The 16,912-nt window shown below is 70.8% G+C and carries 17 protein-coding genes; 4 read left to right on the top strand and 13 right to left on the bottom strand.

Translation table 11 applies throughout. The annotated features are described in order from the left end of the window. Positions 1-43: 43 nt before the first annotated feature. The gene (locus tag ACWDVW_RS08270; protein ID WP_449946038.1) at positions 44-877 is read left to right on the top strand and encodes an NAD(P)H-binding protein; all 834 of its coding nucleotides are present in this window, start codon (positions 44-46) and stop codon (positions 875-877) included. Between the two features lie 61 nt (positions 878-938). Here ACWDVW_RS08270 and ACWDVW_RS08265 read toward each other — a convergent pair whose 3' ends face one another. From ACWDVW_RS08265 to ACWDVW_RS08250, 4 genes are all read right to left on the bottom strand, one after another. Continuing rightward, positions 939-1,226: a hypothetical protein gene (locus ACWDVW_RS08265; RefSeq protein ID WP_449946036.1), complete on the bottom strand. Its 288-nt coding sequence runs from the start codon at positions 1,224-1,226 to the stop codon at positions 939-941. A 114-nt stretch (positions 1,227-1,340) separates the two neighbouring features. Continuing rightward, complete coding sequence (locus tag ACWDVW_RS08260) at positions 1,341-1,709, bottom strand: VOC family protein (protein WP_449946035.1); 369 nt, start codon at positions 1,707-1,709, stop codon at positions 1,341-1,343. A gap of 28 nt (positions 1,710-1,737) precedes the next feature. Then, positions 1,738-2,055: a MerR family transcriptional regulator gene (locus ACWDVW_RS08255; protein WP_449946033.1), complete on the bottom strand. Its 318-nt coding sequence runs from the start codon at positions 2,053-2,055 to the stop codon at positions 1,738-1,740. A gap of 597 nt (positions 2,056-2,652) precedes the next feature. Continuing rightward, positions 2,653-3,666, bottom strand: coding sequence for a DUF1152 domain-containing protein (locus ACWDVW_RS08250; RefSeq protein ID WP_449946032.1), 1,014 nt, complete (start codon positions 3,664-3,666; stop codon positions 2,653-2,655). Between the two features lie 107 nt (positions 3,667-3,773). Here ACWDVW_RS08250 and ACWDVW_RS08245 point away from each other — a divergent pair, with 107 nt between their 5' ends. Then, positions 3,774-7,157 (top strand): S8 family serine peptidase, encoded by a 3,384-nt coding sequence (locus ACWDVW_RS08245; protein WP_449946030.1) that lies wholly within the window; start codon positions 3,774-3,776, stop codon positions 7,155-7,157. Positions 7,158-7,285: 128 nt separating this feature from the next. On the opposite strand, the gene aztD is transcribed toward ACWDVW_RS08245, so the two are convergent. The 4 genes from aztD to aztB form a co-directional block, all read right to left on the bottom strand. After that, positions 7,286-8,464: a zinc metallochaperone AztD gene (gene aztD, locus ACWDVW_RS08240; protein WP_449946028.1), complete on the bottom strand. Its 1,179-nt coding sequence runs from the start codon at positions 8,462-8,464 to the stop codon at positions 7,286-7,288. A 79-nt stretch (positions 8,465-8,543) separates the two neighbouring features. Further along, positions 8,544-9,458, bottom strand: a complete 915-nt coding sequence (aztC, locus tag ACWDVW_RS08235; protein WP_449946027.1) for a zinc ABC transporter substrate-binding protein AztC — start codon at positions 9,456-9,458, stop codon at positions 8,544-8,546. Beyond that, complete coding sequence (locus tag ACWDVW_RS08230; RefSeq protein ID WP_449946025.1) at positions 9,455-10,639, bottom strand: hypothetical protein; 1,185 nt, start codon at positions 10,637-10,639, stop codon at positions 9,455-9,457. Before ACWDVW_RS08230 ends, aztC begins: the two co-directional genes overlap by 4 nt. Beyond that, on the bottom strand, positions 10,636-11,514 hold the full coding sequence (gene aztB / locus ACWDVW_RS08225; RefSeq protein WP_449946242.1) for a zinc ABC transporter permease AztB: 879 nt from the start codon (positions 11,512-11,514) through the stop codon (positions 10,636-10,638). The genes ACWDVW_RS08230 and aztB overlap by 4 nt, the downstream gene beginning before the upstream one ends. A gap of 50 nt (positions 11,515-11,564) precedes the next feature. Between aztB and aztA the strand changes: the two genes are divergently transcribed. Beyond that, positions 11,565-12,197 (top strand): zinc ABC transporter ATP-binding protein AztA, encoded by a 633-nt coding sequence (gene aztA, locus ACWDVW_RS08220; RefSeq protein ID WP_449946023.1) that lies wholly within the window; start codon positions 11,565-11,567, stop codon positions 12,195-12,197. Positions 12,198-12,214: 17 nt separating this feature from the next. Here aztA and ACWDVW_RS08215 read toward each other — a convergent pair whose 3' ends face one another. The 5 genes from ACWDVW_RS08215 to ACWDVW_RS08195 form a co-directional block, all read right to left on the bottom strand. Further along, a complete protein-coding gene (locus ACWDVW_RS08215; protein WP_449946021.1) occupies positions 12,215-13,774 on the bottom strand; it encodes an MFS transporter in 1,560 nt (519 codons plus the stop codon). After that, positions 13,771-14,328: a TetR/AcrR family transcriptional regulator gene (locus ACWDVW_RS08210; protein ID WP_449946019.1), complete on the bottom strand. Its 558-nt coding sequence runs from the start codon at positions 14,326-14,328 to the stop codon at positions 13,771-13,773. The genes ACWDVW_RS08215 and ACWDVW_RS08210 overlap by 4 nt, the downstream gene beginning before the upstream one ends. A 146-nt stretch (positions 14,329-14,474) precedes the next feature. Further along, the gene (locus ACWDVW_RS08205) at positions 14,475-15,584 is read right to left on the bottom strand and encodes a DUF5954 family protein (RefSeq protein ID WP_449946018.1); all 1,110 of its coding nucleotides are present in this window, start codon (positions 15,582-15,584) and stop codon (positions 14,475-14,477) included. 334 nt (positions 15,585-15,918) lie between these two features. Further along, positions 15,919-16,269: a histone-like nucleoid-structuring protein Lsr2 gene (locus ACWDVW_RS08200; RefSeq protein WP_131053450.1), complete on the bottom strand. Its 351-nt coding sequence runs from the start codon at positions 16,267-16,269 to the stop codon at positions 15,919-15,921. Positions 16,270-16,511: 242 nt separating this feature from the next. Then, positions 16,512-16,634 carry a hypothetical protein gene (locus ACWDVW_RS08195; protein WP_449946016.1) on the bottom strand — a complete coding sequence of 41 codons (123 nt, stop codon included), beginning with the start codon at positions 16,632-16,634 and terminating at the stop codon, positions 16,512-16,514. 4 nt (positions 16,635-16,638) lie between these two features. On the opposite strand from ACWDVW_RS08195, the gene ACWDVW_RS08190 reads away from it, so the two are divergent. Next, the gene (locus ACWDVW_RS08190) at positions 16,639-16,860 is read left to right on the top strand and encodes a hypothetical protein (protein WP_449946014.1); all 222 of its coding nucleotides are present in this window, start codon (positions 16,639-16,641) and stop codon (positions 16,858-16,860) included. Positions 16,861-16,912: the final 52 nt, after the last annotated feature.

Genomic DNA, 16,912 nt, shown 5'->3' with positions numbered 1-16,912 from the left:
CGAGCCATGTCCTGCCGGCTGCCGGGCGGGTTGACTCGTGGTCATGACGAAAGAAGCGAACGAGATCCTCGTCATCGGGGGGACCGGGAAGACCGGACGTCGGCTGGTGCACGCGCTGCGGGCGTCGGGCGAGCGGGTACGGGCGGCTTCCCGTTCGGGCGAGGTGCGTTTCGACTGGATGGAGCCGGCCACCTGGGAGCCGGCGGTGGCGGGAGCCGCGGCTGTCTACCTGACCGCCCCGGCGGACCCGGCAGTGGCCGACGCCTTCGTGTCGTCGGCGGTGAAGTCGGGCGTCGGCCGATTCGTGGCGCTCTCCGGACGCGGGATCGACAAGATCGACCGCGGCTTCTCGCCGAGCATGCTCGGCGCGGAACAGGCGGTGCGCGACTCCGACGTGGAGTGGACGATCATCCGCCCGAACAACTTCCACCAGAACTTCGACGAGGACCTGTGGCGCCAACCGCTGGTCGACGGTCGCCTCGCCCTGCCGATGGGCGCCACGCCGGAACCCTTCATCGACGCCCAGGACATCGCCGACGTGGCGGCGGCCCTGCTGACCGACGACGGCCATCACGGGCAGGTGTACGAGCTGTCCGGCCGACGGGCACTCACCTTCGCCGAGGCGGTGGCGACGATCGCCGAGGCGTCCGGCCGGTCCATCCGGTACGTCGAGTTGACGCCGGAGGAGTACCGGACCGAGGTGCTCGCCGAGGGCTGGTCGGAGGCGGACGCGACGGCGCTCAACCTCATGTTCGCCGGCATGCGGGCCGGATACCTCGCCGAGCCGACCGACACGGTGCGGCGGCTGCTCGGACGCGAACCGATCGACTTCGACACCTACGTCGAGCGGGCCGCGACGGCCGGCGCCTGGTCGTGACGCAGCGCCGCCGCCCGCTGTCACCGGTGCCAGCAGCAGGCGGCGGCGATCCGTCGCGCGATCAGAAGGGGGGTGCGTCCTCGCCCATCAGCGCCAGGACGACGCCCCCCTTGCCGCGCTTGAGGCTCTGGACCACGACCGTGCCGGTGCTGCCGTCGGGCAGCTCCAACGTGAAGGTCTTCCCGACCGCGTTCTTGGGGCCGTTGCCGGCGCTGTTGGCGGGCCGGAAGTCACCCGCCCACGGCGGGACCCCGCCCTTGCGGGCCGGCTCGGCGAAGAGTGCGGCGGTGCCGGGGGTCCTGGTGCCGTCGGCGGAAAGGAGCACTGAGGCGCTGCGATAAGTAGCCATATGCGGCAAGGGTATCCGGGACCGGTGCCGATTGCGCCCCGACGCTCGTGCCGGTGACGCCGACGAGAGGACCGACCGGCCCGACGCCGACCTCTCGTCACCGTCTGCGTGGCACTACGCCTCGGCCCAGACGCCCAGCTCGTTTCCACTCGGGTCGGTGAAGTGGAAGCGACGACCGCCCGGAAACGCGTACGGCCCCTCGACCACCTCACCGCCAGCCTTCCGGACGGCCTCGACGCTCTGGTCCAGGTCGGTCGAGTAGAGCAACACCAGGGGACCGCCGGTCCGCACCTGCTGATCCAGGCGCAGACCGCCCACCTCGGACCCGGGCCTCGAACCCTGGATGCCGGCGTAGGCCGTCCCGTAGTCGGTGAACCGCCACCCGAACGCGTCGGCGTAGAAGCGCTTGGCGTCGGCCAGGTCGGTGACGGTGAGCTCGACGTAGTCGAGAGCATGGTGTCGGTGCGAGGTCTGCTGAGCCATGCCCACCATTCTTCACAGGGGGTACGACTCAGGTGTCGGCTTCCGATCGGCGCCGGTACTCCTCGTTCTGCCGGCGAGCCTCCTCAAGCTGGTCCTCGAGGATGATGATCCGGCAGGCGGCCTCCAGTGGAGTGCCCTGGTCGACCATCTCCCGGGCTCGGGCGGCCAGTCGCAACTGGTAGCGGGAGTATCGGCGGTGCCCGCCGGCCGACCGGGACGGGGCGATCAGCTTCGCTTCGTCGAGCCTACGCAGGAAGTCCTGTGACGCGCCGGTGATCTCCGCAGCGCGGCCCATCGTGTAGGCGGGGTAGTCATCGTCACCGAACATGTCATCGGGTTGGGCCATAAACGAATCTCTCCATGACGAGGGCCCCGGCGCGTACGCGCCGGGGCCCGGGGTTACGGGTTGGAAACACCATCTACCGACTGATTCGTCGGGTTGTCGTGTCCGCACCTGACGCCGTCAGCGGCGTGGGGTGCGAGGATCGCATAAGCGTGACCGGAGACCACCTCTCGTTCGATGGAAACTGCGGTGTCCGCGCCAGAGTTGCGTCTGTGTCCTGGCAGCGGGCGATCCAACGGTGTTCAGCCCTCCCTTTCCTCTGCTTACACATGAGCCATGCTGCCCGCCGGTGCCGGAGCCCACGCGACTTCATGGCCCCGCACACGTGCGGCGAGCTGTCCTACCGGGCTGGGGAGTGCCCCGCCCGTCTTGCCCTGACCTGGAATCTCGTCAGGTTACTGCTGCGGTTGCAGGTCCTTGCACCGCTGTGCCGAGCGAGCCGCGATGGTTCCGGGCCCTGCGTGATGCTCGGTCTTGGTCGTCTGCGTCTTTTTCGGACCTCATCTCTCAACACCAGGAACACTAGCCAAGCCCGAAGCGAATGTCTAGCGCATCGGGCATAGATTTTCTCGGTGACCGTTCGAGGTAGGCGGACGGCGGTCAGTGCGGGAAGGCGCGGGGAACGCGGTGGTGGAGGAGTTCGTCGCGGAACGTCTGGATGCGTGTGATCACCTGTCGCCGGCCGATGGTGTTCTCGATGCGGTCCAGGTACAGGCACCGTGCGGCGAGCGCGTCGAGGTCGACGGTGAAGTAGATCGCCATCAGCGGATTGACGAACAGGTTCCCTTCGCTGGTGCGTCGGGTGAATCGAACGTCTCCGAACGCGCCACGGGTGGCTGCCGCGATCTGCCCCTGAACGATGCTGGGCCGGTCCGGGGTGGCGTGCTGGGCGTGGGCCACCGCGTCGCGGTACAGGGTCGCCTCACGGCTGGAGTTGGGTATCGACAGTGCGCCCAGGTAGCCGCCCTCACGGTCGAGTGCGGCGAGATTCTCCAGGACCTCGACGTGGTTGACGCCGTCGTGCGCGTCGATGCCGAAGCCCAGGCTGGTGACCAGCTTGATCGGCACGTCCAGGGCGGTGACGGCGGCCAGGCTGGTGATGTCCTCCACGGGGGTGCCGAGGTCGCTCTCGTCGCCGCGCAGCAGCACATCGGTGCCGCCGTCGACCAGGACGACCGCGTCGACACCAAGGTGCTCGACCAGATGCCGGTACGCCGCCCGTAGCGGCTGGACGCCCAACGGTGGAAAGGCGTACACGGTCGACGGGAGGTCCTGCGTCGCCAACCACTGGGCGAGAGTGCGTTCCGGGAAGTACCAGTCCGGGCTGCCGGTGTCCGGCTGCACGGCCGCGACGTGTTCCGTCAGCCATGCGGTGTGGTCGATCAGTTCGAGTTCGGAGAAGGACAGGCTCGCCAGGTGCACCTGAGCACCACCACTGGACAGAGCGAGCGCCAGGGGCAGGCCGGCGTACAGGTCGAAGCCTCCGCCGGCCCCGGCGATGAGGATGTTCCGCGCGGGAGCCAGCGCGGCGAACAACGGCGGAACCGCCAACGAGAACCCACCGGGAGTGGCCGACGACGCGGCAGGATCCATCACCGTTCCATGATCGGCCATGCCGCCGGACCATACCGCCCGCGCCCGCAAACCAACCGTCCTAACAGGAATCTGATGAGTGGTCCGGATGATGCTTCTACGTCTTGATCGTCTGATGTGGAGGTCTGATGAGGGGACTGAAACGGATCGGTGCGGCCGGGCTGGCCACCGCTCTCGTGCTGGGGCTGGGGCAACCCGGCTGGTCTGCGCCGGGTGGCGGTACGCCCGGTGGCGGAGGACCCGGCCGCAGTGGCGGGACGCCGGCCAGGGCCGACCACCATCCGGCCACGGTCACGCTGATCACGGGGGACCGGATCACCGTCGACCGGGGCGGTCGGGTGACGATCCGTCCGGCGAAGGGTCGCGCGGACATGCGGTTCCGCGCCCACGAGATCGGCGGTGAGCTGCACGTCGTACCCGTGGACGCGGTGCCGCTGATCGCCTCCGGCGTGCTGGACCGTCGACTGTTCAACGTCAGCAAGCTGATCGAGTACGGCTACCACGACGCGGCCCACGACCGGCTGCCGATGATCATGGCGTATCCGGACGGGGTGGCCGCCCGGCGGGGTGGCTCGCCGGTGCCCGGTGGCGAGGTCCGGGTGGACCGGGCGCTGCCGGCGATCGAGGGCGTCGCGGTCAGCGCGGACAAGGCCGACCTGGCCGACGTCTGGACGAAGCTGACCGGGTCCGGACCGGAGGCGTCCGACCGCATTCCCGGCGTCGAACGGATCTGGCTCGACGGGAAGCGCCGACCGGCGGTGGACCGGGGGGTGCGGCAGATCGGCGCCCCCGCCGCGTACGAGGCCGGTCTCACCGGCGCCGGGGTGACCGTGGCGGTCCTCGACAGTGGCGTCGACCTGACCCACCCCGACCTGGCCGACGCGGTGAGCGAGGCGGTCACCTTCGTGCCAGACACCGATCCGGTCGACCGGTACGGGCACGGCACGCACGTGGCCTCGACCATCGCCGGTCGGGGTACCGCCTCCGGCGGCACGTACCGGGGCGTGGCCCCGGACGCCGACCTGGTCTCCGCCAAGGTCTGCGACGACTGGTGCGAGGACTCGGCGATCCTCGCGGGGATGCACTGGGCGGCCGTGGACAAGCAGGCCACGGTCATCAACATGAGCCTCGGCGGATGGGACGGGCCGGAGATCGACCCGATGGAGGAGGCGGTGAACACGCTCACCGCCCAGACCGGCGCCCTCTTCGTGGTCTCCGCCGGCAACAGCGGGCCGGGTGAGCGCACGGTCGGCTCGCCGGGCAGCGCGGACGCCGCACTCACCGTCGGGGCGGTCGACCGGGACGGGTCCCTCGCGGACTTCTCCAGCCGGGGAGCGCGGGTCGGTGACGACGCCGTGAAGCCGGACATCACCGCGCCGGGCGTCGGCATCGTCGCCGCGCGGGCGGCCGAGGGCGTGATGGGCGTACCGGTCGGCGAGCACTACGTCGCCGAGTCCGGCACCTCGATGGCCGCGCCGCACGTGGCGGGCGCGGCGGCACTGCTCGCGCAGCAGCACCCCGACTGGGACGCGGCGCGCCTCAAGTCCACCCTGATGGGCTCGGCCAACCCGCGGCCGGGTGACACCGCCTACCAGCAGGGAGCGGGCCTGGTCGACGTGGCGCGGGCAGTCGGGCAGGCGGTGACCGCCGATCCGCCGAGCGTGTCGTACGGCCGCACGCGGTGGCCGCACCACGACGACGACCCGATCACCCGGACGGTCACCTTCCGCAACGATGGGACCGCGCCGCTCACCCTCGACCTGACCTGGCAGATCATCGGGCCGGACGGCGAGGCGGCCCCCGCCGGCATGTTCCGCACCGCCGCGCCGCAGGTCACCGTGCCCGCCGGTGGCACCGCCGAGGTCGCGGCCACGGTGGACACCAGCGTCGACGGCGTGGACGGCTACTACAGCGGGCACCTGGTCGCGACCGCCGGCCAACTCCGCACCGTCGTTCCGGTCGGGGTGCACCGCGAGGTGGAGAGCTACGACCTGACCGTCCGGCACCTCGACTCGACGGGGGCGGCGGCCGACACGTACTGGACGCTGGTCAACGGGATCGACGGTCCGGCGTACGAGGCGCTCGACGGCACGTCCGGCGGACCCGCCACCATCCGGATCCCCACCGGCCGCTACGCCGTGACCGGCGTCGTCGAGGAGTTCGGCGAGCGGGAGCGCAGCACCGTGCTCAGCCGACCGGAGATCGACCTGAACCGGGACCTGACGGTCACGCTGGACGCCCGGAAGGCCAAGCGGATCACGGCGACGGTGCCGGAGCGCACCGCCCGCCCGGTGCTGGTGCAGGCCGGGGTGCTGGTGGACATGTACGAGAGCTCACCGGCGAAGATCGACATGTGGGCCGGCGACTTCGACAGCATCTATACGGCCCAACTCGGTGACCGGGCGAACCACGACCACATCAGCGGCTTCGTCGCACACCAGTGGGCCAGGCCGGACGGCGACGGCGGTTTCGCCGGTAGTCCGTACATCTATCACCTGGGTGAGGGATTCCCCGGCCGGTTGCCCACCGGCTACCGCAAGGACGTGCGGCGCGCGGAGTTGGCCACGGTACGACACGAACTGCGCGGTGAACGCCTGGGCGACATGATCGAGCGGAGCATGTCGGCGGAGTTCGACGGGGTGTACGGCTGGACCGCGAGCGCGTCGGTGCCGGTCGGCGATTCCTGGACCGAGTACCACAGCACCACGGACTCCGCCTGGTCGGGCGGCGTCCGCATCGCGCAGAGCGGCGACGGGGAGCTCGACGAGGAGTTCCGGAAGATCCTCTACGGCGCGTCGGAGCGATACCGGGCCGGCCACACCTACCGGGACGTGTGGAACGCCGCGCCGATCGGGCCGACCCTGCTGCGCAACGACACCCCGTTCAGCAGCGCGAGTCGGTTCGAGGACTTCATGCGGATCGACATCCCGCTGCACGGCGACGCGGCCGGGCACGGTGGCGTCTCCAACGGGGACACCGGTCGGACCGCGCTCTACCGGGGCGACGAGCTGGTCGACGAGTACGCCGGGGCGCTCGACGCCGGTTTCGGTTTCTTCGAGGTGCCGCCGGAAGCGGCGTCGTACCGACTGGAGACCTCCTCCCGGCGCAGCTTCACCGAGTTGTCCACCGAGGTCGCTCTGACCTGGCAGTTCCGGTCCGCCCGGCCGGCCGGGGACGACTGGGAACGCCTGCCGGTCATGGTGGTGCGGTTCGATCCGAAGCTGGACCGCGACGCCGCTGCGCCGGCCGGTGGGCGCCTCGACATCCCGCTGCGTGTGCTCGGCAACGAGGGGGCCGCGGTGACGCCGAAGAAGGTCACCGTGCAGGTCTCCTACGACGACGGAAAGACCTGGCAGCCGGCCACGGTCCGGTCGACCGGCACGAAGTGGACCGCGACGGTCCAGCACCCCCGCTCCGGCGGGTACGTGTCGCTGCGTACCTCGGTCACCGACCGGGCGGGCAACAGCCTCGACCAGACGATCATCCGGGCGTACCGGCTGCGCAACGGGTGATGCTGGGCTGACCTCGGCTGCAGTGCCGGACCTCACCGGCCCGGCGCGGCAGCCGAGAGCGCCCCGTGCCGCCCGGTCGATCCGACCGGGCGGCACAGTGCTGCTGTTTCGGGACCACAGCGGTGCGGTCAGTGGGCGGACAGCGTCCCGCTGATCTCGTTCGGGGCCGACGGGAGTTCCACCGAGCCGACGATCGTGCCGGTGGTCAGGTCGAGCCGGTGCACCTTCCTGCTCACGGGCTCGGTGACGTAGGCGGTGTCGCCGCGCACGAACAGGGCGGGACGGGGCTCCTGCCAGTTCATCGGCTCCTTCCACGCGGCCACCACGGGCCACGAGGCGGCGAAGGTGCCGGTGGCCGGGTCGACCACGTGCAGCTTGCCGTCGGTGCCGAGGATCAGGCCCTCGCCCTTCGGGCCCCGGGCCAAGGAGCGGAAGCTGTAGCTGACGCCCTCGGGCATCGGCACCACCGTCAGGGCGTTCGCGACGGTGTCGATGAGCGCGAACTGCTCCGGGAACTCTCGCTCGGCATCCGGATCGATCTTGTAGTCGCCGAGCAGGACGGGCGAGTCGCCGCTGCCGACCTGGGTGCCGACGGCTCCGTACGCTCGGTCGCTGGGAACCTTGACGAACGCGCCGTTCTTGAACAGCAGGACGCCGTCCTTGCAGCCGAACGCGACGACCTCGCCCTGGGCGACGGCCTCGCCGTGTACGCCGGGGCACTCCTCGCTGCGGGCGATCTCCTTGCCGTCCTTGTCGAGCGCGATCGCGCCGGGCCGGGACTCCTCGGTGCCCAGGGTGACCACGAGGGTGCCGTCGCGCAGTTCGACCGCCACGCCGTGGTGCGGCTGTGCGGTCTTGTACTGCCGCCCGGCGGGCTTGCCGTCGGCGAGGTCCGCCGAGACGAAGCTGTGCACCTCGCCGGTGCCGTCGGTGAACAGGATGGTGCGGTCGCCGTGCAGGACGACGTGGCCGGGCTTCGCGCCGGGGTAGCTGATGTCGGTCATCCTGCCGGCGGCGGCGTCGAGCACCTGGAAGCCGGCCTCGGTCGAGACGAAGACACCGGTGGCGTTGCCGGCCGGGTTGACCCGGTTGAACCCGTCCAGGGTGACGGTGTGCGCCACCCGCAGGGTCTCACCGTCGAGCACGTAGATGCCGCCGTCGTAGGTGATCGCCACCGGATCCGGCACCGATCCGTTGGACGACGGTGCGGGTGATCCGCTCTCACCCGTGGTCTCGGTGGCGCATGCGGCGAGCGCCAGCGATGCGGCCATCAGCACGGCCAGACCACGGCTACTGCGTCGAGTCACGACGATTACTCTCCTTCTGAAACTGACAACCATTTTCAATTACGATACAGAGGTGACCCCGGACGGGTCGCGCCGGGGGTCAGCCGCTCAGGCCACCGATGATCGCGTCGACGTTGAAACGCATCATGTCCAGATAGGTCGGCGCGTCACCGTCGGGGTCGCTGAGCGACTCCGAGTACAGCCCGACGACGCGTACGGAGATGCCGGCCTCGCTGGCGAGGACCTCGGCGAGGCGTGCGGGTTGCGCGGTGTCGGCGAAGATGGCCGGTACCCGGTGGGTCTCGATGGCGGTGACCAGCGAGGCGAGGTCGGAGGCGCTCGGCGAGGCCAGGGTCGTCCCGCTCGGAATGATCGCGCCGACGACCGTGAGGTCGTAGCGCGCGGCGAGGTAGCCGAAGACGTGGTGGTTGGTGACCAGGACGCGGCGCTGCTCCGGCACCCCGGCGAAACGCACCGCCACCGTCGCGTCCAGTTCCCCGACCTGCTTCGCGTACGACTCGGCGCGCCGCCGGAGGGCGTCGGCGTCCACGCCGTCGACGTGCGTGACGATCTCCTCGGTCAGCATCCGCACGGCCGTGACGACGCGGACGGGGTCGGTCCAGAAATGCGGATCCGGAAGACCGGCGGCGTCGCCGTCCCGATAGTCCATCGGCTCGACCCGGGCGCCCACCTCCACGGTGGGCACCCCCTCGGACTTCGCCGCCTGCACATGGTGCAGCACGCCCTCCTCGAGCCCGAGGCCGTTGTAGACGAGCAGGTCGGCCGTCTGCATGGCGTGCGCCTCCCGGGCGGAGACGGCGAACGAGTGCGGGTCGGCGTTCGGCTTCATCAGCACGCTGACCCGAGCCTGGTCGCCGACGATCTCGCGGACCACGTCGCCGAGGATGTTGGTGGTGACCACGATGCGCGTCGGCTGCGGTCCGGTGCAGGCGATGCCGCCGGCCAGCAGGACGGCCACCGTGGCGAGCGCCGTCAGGAGTCTGGGTGCCTTCACCGGCCGACCTCCACCACGAGATCCGGTCGTTCGGTGACCCGCAGCTTCCGGGCGGTACGCAGCCCGTCGCGATAGTCGATCTCGTGGATGACCCGGGCCGCCGGTTCGGTGAGGTAGGCGCGGTCGACGTCGAGCGTCAGGCTCGTCGCCGGCACGGTCGACTGTGCCAGGACCTTCCCGGTCTCCAGGTCGTAGCTGACCAGCGTGCCGGTGTCGTCCAGGGCCAGCACCGTGCTCTCGTCGGCCGGCGAGGCCGCCGCCACGAGCCGACGGTCGTCCACCGGCAGGTAGCGCAGGGTGGCCTTGGCCGCGTTCACCGACCAGATCCCGTCGTGGTCCGCGACCGCCGCCTCGTTGCTGCGCGGTCGGTATCCGAACGCGTCGGTGGCGACCGGCGCACGGGGGCTGGCCAGCGTGGTGGCGGTGAGCCGGTCGCCGTCGAGCTTCACCCGGACGAGACCGTCGGCACAGGCGAAGACCGCGCCGCCGCGCAACACCGCCCACCCGCGCGGGTCGACGCAGGCGACGTCGAGTCCGCCGGTCGGCTCGCCCCGCTCGTCCATGGCGACGATCCGGTCCGCCGGCCGACCCGGATCGTCGCCGACGGCCACGAGAAGGTGCTCCGCGTACGGCACGGCGAGCGCCGTGGTACTGCCGGAGTGGATCGCGGCGAGCCGGGTGACCTGGCCGGCTTCGAGCGCACGCCGGTCGAGCACGGTGACCGTGCCGTCGGCGGTGCCGATGGTGGTGTGCGCCTCGACGCCGGCGACCGTCGTGATCGGCGCGTCGAGCGTCAGCGAACCGACCGGACGTGCCGGCGCCCGGTAGTAGTGGACGTGGTCGGTGTGGTCGACCGTCCAGACGCCGGCGTCGACGATCTCGACCCGCCGGTCACCGTCGTCGACGTAGACGAATCGGCCGTCCTCGGTGATCCGCTCGGCACCGAACGGGAGGTCGATCCCGCTCTCCGATTCGGTCATCAGGTCGAGCAGGTGCAGCCGTCCGCCGCCACGGGTCGCGTACGCGATGGCCGACTGGGCCTCGGTCATCTCCTCGGCACCGGCGACGTAGCCGTGCGGTGTCTCCTCGCTCGTCGGTGGATCACCTGATCCACAGGCGGCCACGGTGAGCGTGAGGCTCAGGGCGACGACACCGGCCAGCAGCCTGTCGGTTCGTGTCACGGACGTCCTTCCAGCGTGGGGGCGGCGACGGATGCGGGCACCGGAGACCGGAGGCGCCGCACCCCGGTGGTGACCCACCGCGCGCCGAGAATCGTGAAGAAGATCAGTACGGTGACGGCCGCGATGGTGGCACCGGCGGCGGTCGCGGCGTACCAGGAGATCCAGAGGCCGACCACGGTGGCGGCGGAGCCGATCAGGAAGCTGGTCAGCATCAGCGCGGGCAGCCGCCGCGCGACGAGCATGGCCGCTGCCGACGGTGCGATCAGCATGCCGAAGGCGAGCAGTGTGCCGACGACGCTGAAGGCGACCGCCATCGTGATGGTGAGCAGCGCGAGCATCGCCGCGTTGGCCAGGTCGGGGCGTAGCCCGAGGGTCCGGGCCTTGCGCGGGTCGAAGGTCAGCGCGAGGAACGGCCGGTAGCACGCGGCGGTCACCGTGGCGACCACCGCGACCGCGACGCCCAGCATCATCAGGTCCGACCTGCGGATCGCCAGCACGTCGCCGAACAGGAACGCCGTCAGGTCGGTGGCGAACGACCGCGAGTGCGACACGATGATGACGCCGACCGAGAGCATCCCGACGAACAGCAGCCCGATGGTCGTGTCGCGTCCAAACTCGCGGCTGTGTCGGAGTGCGTTGACCCCGGCCGCCATCGCGAAGGCGCTGGCGGCGGCGCCGACGACGAGGTTGCCGCCGAGGATCGACGCGATCGCCACGCCGGGCAACATGCCGTGGCTCATCGCCTCGCCGAGGAAGGTCATCCCACGGGCGATCACCCAGACGCCGACCAGCGCGCACGCGCCGGCCAGCAGCACGCCGCCGACGAGCGCGCGGACGACGAAGGACACCGTGAACGGTTCGACCAGGGACGACATCACCCGGCCGACTATACTGAAACGAAAACCGTTGCCGTTAAGGGGTTGCTGTGGGTTCCGACGTCCTGACCACCGAGAACGTCGGCTTTCGATACGCCGACGTTCCCGTCCTGCGCCATGTCGACCTGGGCGTCGCATCCGGAGCCGTGATCGCGCTGACCGGCGCCAACGGCTCCGGCAAGAGCACGCTGCTGCACCTGCTGGCCGGCGTCGCGCAGCCGGCCGAGGGGCGCGTCCACCGCCGGCCCGGCACCCGCCTCGCCCTGCTGCCGCAGCGCACCAGCGACATCGACGCCACTCCGCTGACCGTCGCCGAATGCGTCCAGATCGGGCGGTTCACGCTGCGTCGCCGCCTCAGCCGCGACGACCGTGCGGCGATCGCGCAGATCATGCAGCGACTGGACATCGCCCACCTGGCCCGCCAGCGGCTGCGCGAACTCTCCGGCGGTCAGCGACAACGCACACTCATCGCCCAGGCGCTCGTCCAGGACGCCGACGTCTATCTCCTCGACGAGCCCACCGCCGCCCTCGACACGCACAGCCGACAGCGGGTCCACGAGCTGCTCGCCGACCGCGTCGCCACCGGCGCGGCCGTGGTCGTCGCCAGCCACGACCCCGCCGAGACGGCGCTCGCCGACCGCACGTTCCACCTCGACAGCACCATGACCAGCACCGCCCGGTGACGACCCTCTTCCGACCCTCAGTGGCCCTTGGTCACGTCCAGTCCCTTCGGAGTCAGGGCGAACACCACGACCACCGACACCAGCATGATCGCAGCGCCGATGCCCCCGACCAGCATCAGTCCGTGGGTGAAGGCGTCCTGGGCCTGGGCGGCAGCCGCGGCCCCGGCCGGACCCAGTCCGTCCAGCACGTGCAGGGCGCCACCGAGCGACTCCTGGGCCACGCCCACCTGCTCGGGGCTCAGCCCCGCGGCGGCCAGATCGGAGGCGGGGAGTTCGGCGCGGTACAACGCCGCCGCCGTGCTGCCCAGCACGGCCACGCCCAGCACCGCGCCCAGTTCGTAGGAGGTCTCCTCGATGGCGGCGGCGCTGCCCGCGTGCTCGGCCGGTGTCCCCGACATGATGATCGCCGAGGCGATGGCCAGCGAGCCCATCCCGGCCCCGAGCAGGGCCAGGAAGATCCCGACCGGGGTGTAGCCGAGCGGCTCGGGGGCCACCGCCAGGACCGCGAAACCCAGACCCGCCAGCGCCAGGCCCCCCACCAGGACGGTACGGGCACCGATGCGCTGGGCCAGCGCCGGTGCCAGCGGTGAGACCACCGTCGCGGCGACGGCCATCGGCAGCAACGCGACACCCGCCTGCAGCGGCGACATGCCTCGGACGAGTTGCAGCCACTGGGCCGAGAGCAGCAGCGCCGACCCCATGGCCAGCATGGTGAACAGCGCCGCCAGCGTGCCGGCCGTGAACGAGGGGACGCCGAACAGGCGTACCCGCAGCAGCGGCGAGTCGCTGCGCAGGCACCGCAGCACGAACCACACCAGCAGGGCGAGCCCCGCCGTCAGGGCCGCCAGCGCCAGCAGATCGGTCGGCCCCTCCTTGGCGATGCGCTTGATGCTCCACACCAGGGCGGTCATGCCCGCGATCGACAGCGCGGTGGCCAGCGCGTCCCAGCGGCCCGGGTTCGGATTGCGGGCCTCCGGCAGCAGCAGCACCGCCGCGACGATCGCCGCGACCATCCAGGGCACGTTCACCAGGAACGCCGCCTGCCAGGCGAAGTGCTCCAGCAGGAAGCCACCCACGATCGGCCCCACGGCCGCACCCAGGGAGGCCACCGCCGCCCAGATGCCGAGCGCCTTGGCGCGTTCGGCCGGATCGGTGAACAGGCTCCGGATCATCGACAGGGTCGCCGGCATGATCATTGCGCCACCCACGCCCAGCAGGGCGCGAACGGCGATCACCATCGGGGCCGACTCGGCCACCAGGACCAGCAGGGACGCGCCACCGAAGATCGAGAATCCGGCCAGGAGCAACCTACGGCGGCCCCACCGGTCGCCCAGGGTGCTCATGCCGACCAGGAGCCCGGCCAGGACCAGCGAGTAGATGTCGACGATCCAGAGCTGCTGGGCGGCGGTCGGCGACAGTGCCGCGGCCATGTCGGGCAGGGCGACGTTGAGGATGGTCATGTCCATGACCACCACCAGCAGGCTGGTGGAGAGCACGGCCAGGGCGGCCCAGCGGCGCCGGGCGGACAGGTGCCCGGCGGTGGCCCCGGGTGCGTCGGAGGTGTGCGTCGTACTCACTGGTCCTCCGGGAGAGACGTGCCCATCAGGGCGGCGATGGCCATGCGCATGGCCTGCTCGTCGACGGGCCGGTCGTGCAGCAGGGTGTAGAGGATGACGCCGTCCAGGTAGAGGGCGGTGGCCTGGGCGGCCTCCGGGGTGGCGTACGCCGAGAGCATCTCGGTCGTGCCCCGGATCCAGCGCTGGGCGTACGGACGCAACTCGGGCTGCTGGACGCCGGCGTAGTAGAGCAGGTTCTCGGCCTGTAGCCGCGCGCGGTCGCTCAGGTAGTCCATGAACAACGCGGCAAGACCTTCGGGGCTTCCCGCGCAGGCGTGGACGGCCTCCGCGACCTGCCGGATCTCCTCGTCGGCCTGGGCGACGACGATCTCCAGGGCGCTCGTGCGCAGGTCGTCCAGGGAGTCGAAGTAGTAGGTGGTGGCACCCAGCGGCACCTGGGCCAGCTCGGCCACCCGGCGGTGGGTCAGGGCCTCCCAGCCGTTGTCGATCATCTCCTGCGCGGCGACTTCGAGCATCGCGCGCCGACGCCCCTCGGGGTCCCGGCGGGGGGTCATGGGCGTTCCCCACGTGCGGGCAGTCCGGTGGTCATGCTCAGCCTCTCGAACTAGTACGTCCGTACAAGTACAAACGTACTAGACGTCGAGCGCCGGGCGGCATGACCTACGTCACCGCGCCCCGCGTTGATCCAGCGGGCAACAAGTCATTCCGACGCCTTCGCGGCCCAGTAGTACTGCTTGTGCCCCCTGGCCTCCATCACTGCCACGAGACCCTCGGCGTCCGCGCGGGATTCCGTGCGCGCCACCTCGTACCGGTTGCCGTTGTCGTCCTGTCGCCACACGATCCACCGCTCGGAGCGGTCGGCGTCGGCGGTGGCCTCCGGCGGCAGGTCGGGGTCGGGATCGGAGCGACGGGGACCTTCCGGACCGTCGTCGTCGAAGCGGAGCAGGGTCTCGACCCGGGTGATCCGGAAACGACGCTGCTCGACGCTGATCTCGTCGGTCCGGCCGGCTTCGAGCGCATCGGTGGCCTGCTGGTACGCGGTGGCCTGCGCGGCGGTGAGCATCTGGGTGCGCGGTTCGAGGTGCCGGAAGGCGTAGGCCAGTTCGTCGCGTGCCTCCTGTGGCGTCGCGACCGCCCGGCTGACCGGCTGCCACGCACCGTCGACGCGTTCGGCTGCGGCGTAACGGGTGGGCAGCAGGGCGGCGTGCGGGTGGGTGCGTACGGCGGCGATGCTGTCGGCGTACACGTCGGCCGGCACCTGGGCGCGGGGGTAGTGCGCGGTCAGCAGGTCGACCTTCAGCATCGCCGCGCCGACCCCGGTGGGTGCGGCCGGATCGGCGACCACTTCCGGGTCGAGGAAGCTGTCGTGCTCACCGTATTCCGGAGGGTCCGGGTCGGTGGGACGCGGCGGTTCGGGCCCGTCGGGGCCGAACCGGGCGAAGGTGTCCACGCGGACGACCCGGTGTGCCTGCCCCGCCACCACGACCTCGTCGACCTTACGGCGGTCGAGGATCCGCGCGGCAGCGGTCACCTCGGCGGCCAGCGCCGGTGCGATGATGTCGAGCAGCCGTTCCCGCAACCGGTGCGCGAGGTTGGTCCGCGCTTCCTGCGGGGTGTCGCTGAACAGGGCGACGACCTGCCACCGCCCGTCGCCGAGGTCCACCGCGTGCCCGAACATCGGAGCGCCGATCCGCACGATCGGGTACGCCTGCGCACGGGACACGGCGTCGTGATCGGTGACCGCGCCGACGGGGTCGGTGCGCCGCTCGACCCACACCACGGTGGACGGCCGGGCCTCGTCGTTGCTCATGGGCATCATTGTGTTGCGACACTGTGGCGGCTGTCATGCCGGCACGCGGCATCCGCGGCGACACTCGGGTCGATCAGCCGCCGCGGCCGATCGCGCCGCAAATGCGGCGACGACCGTCAGCGACTCCGGTGGCGGACACCTTTTCGTCTTCGCTACGCCGGCACCGATGGGGAGATCGGTGACCGGACGTCGATGCGATTCAGGCACCACCGGTTCAGAATCGTGCACGACCGGTAAAAGGCCCGTCACAGTGCGCGTGCCCCCGGCGGGCGAAGGCTTCACGGCACCGGAACGAGCGTTTCGTCGAGCCGCGCCAGATGAGCCGTGCGGCCGGTCAGCGACCGGCTTTCGCGTGGTACTCGTCCACGATCTCCTGCGGAATCCGACCCCGGTCGGAGATGTCCTTACCGGCCTTCTTGGCCCACTCCCGGATCGCCTTGTTCTGCTCCCGGTCGGTGCTGGCGGAACCCTGACCACGAGCAGCCCGGCCGCCGACGACCACGCCGCCGCGACCCACCTTGGTGCCGTGGGCGACGTAGGAGGCGAACGCTTCCCGCAACTTCGCGGCATTGCTGCTGGACAGGTCGATCTCGTACTGCACGCCGTCGAGAGAGAACTTCACGGTCTCGTCGGCGTCGCCGCCGTCCAGGTCGTCGACCAGCTTATGAATGATCTGCTTAGCCACGTCTGAGCACATTCCCTTCCAGTGAGGACAGTTCCACGAACGTGGTAGTCACAATAGCGCCTGCGATACTTGTCGCGTCAACGGGATCCGCATAACGGTCGAGGTATTGACCGATCCCATCGCCGAGGGGGATCGGCCGTCCCAGCCGCGTCGAAAATGTTCGGTGCGGTAAGTGGACGGCGACTATGTGTCGCGGCGAAGTCGCGATCCGTGGGATGCCGTTCTCGCGCGTTTCCGGGCTCTCACCGTCGGTGGGACGGGGCCTGCATGGCGCGGTCCAGGATCGTCGCGAGCGATTCCGACTGGGCGGGTGCGGTCCACGCCGTCAGGGCCGCTTCGACGCACCCGAGGGCGGCGGCGATCACCGCGTTGGCGCGCGGGTCGGAATCGTCGGTCGGATCGGCGCCGAGGCGGCGGGCGATCCCAGGGCGCTTCGCCGGACGGTCGTGCGGTCAGCGCGTCACGCAGGCGCTCGCCGACTTCACCCGCCTCGACGACATCGAGCGTCTCGCCGGCCAACTGCGTGCCGCGTACCCGAGGATCGACGTGCTGGCCAACAACGCCGGTGGGGTGTTCGGCGATCGGAGCTGACGCATCGCCACTCCGGTCCGGAGGAGGTCCGGACCGGAGTAGCGGCGTAATT

This window comes from Micromonospora sp. NPDC003241 (genome assembly GCF_053589795.1).
This window is presented reverse-complemented; position numbering and strand designations above follow the sequence as displayed.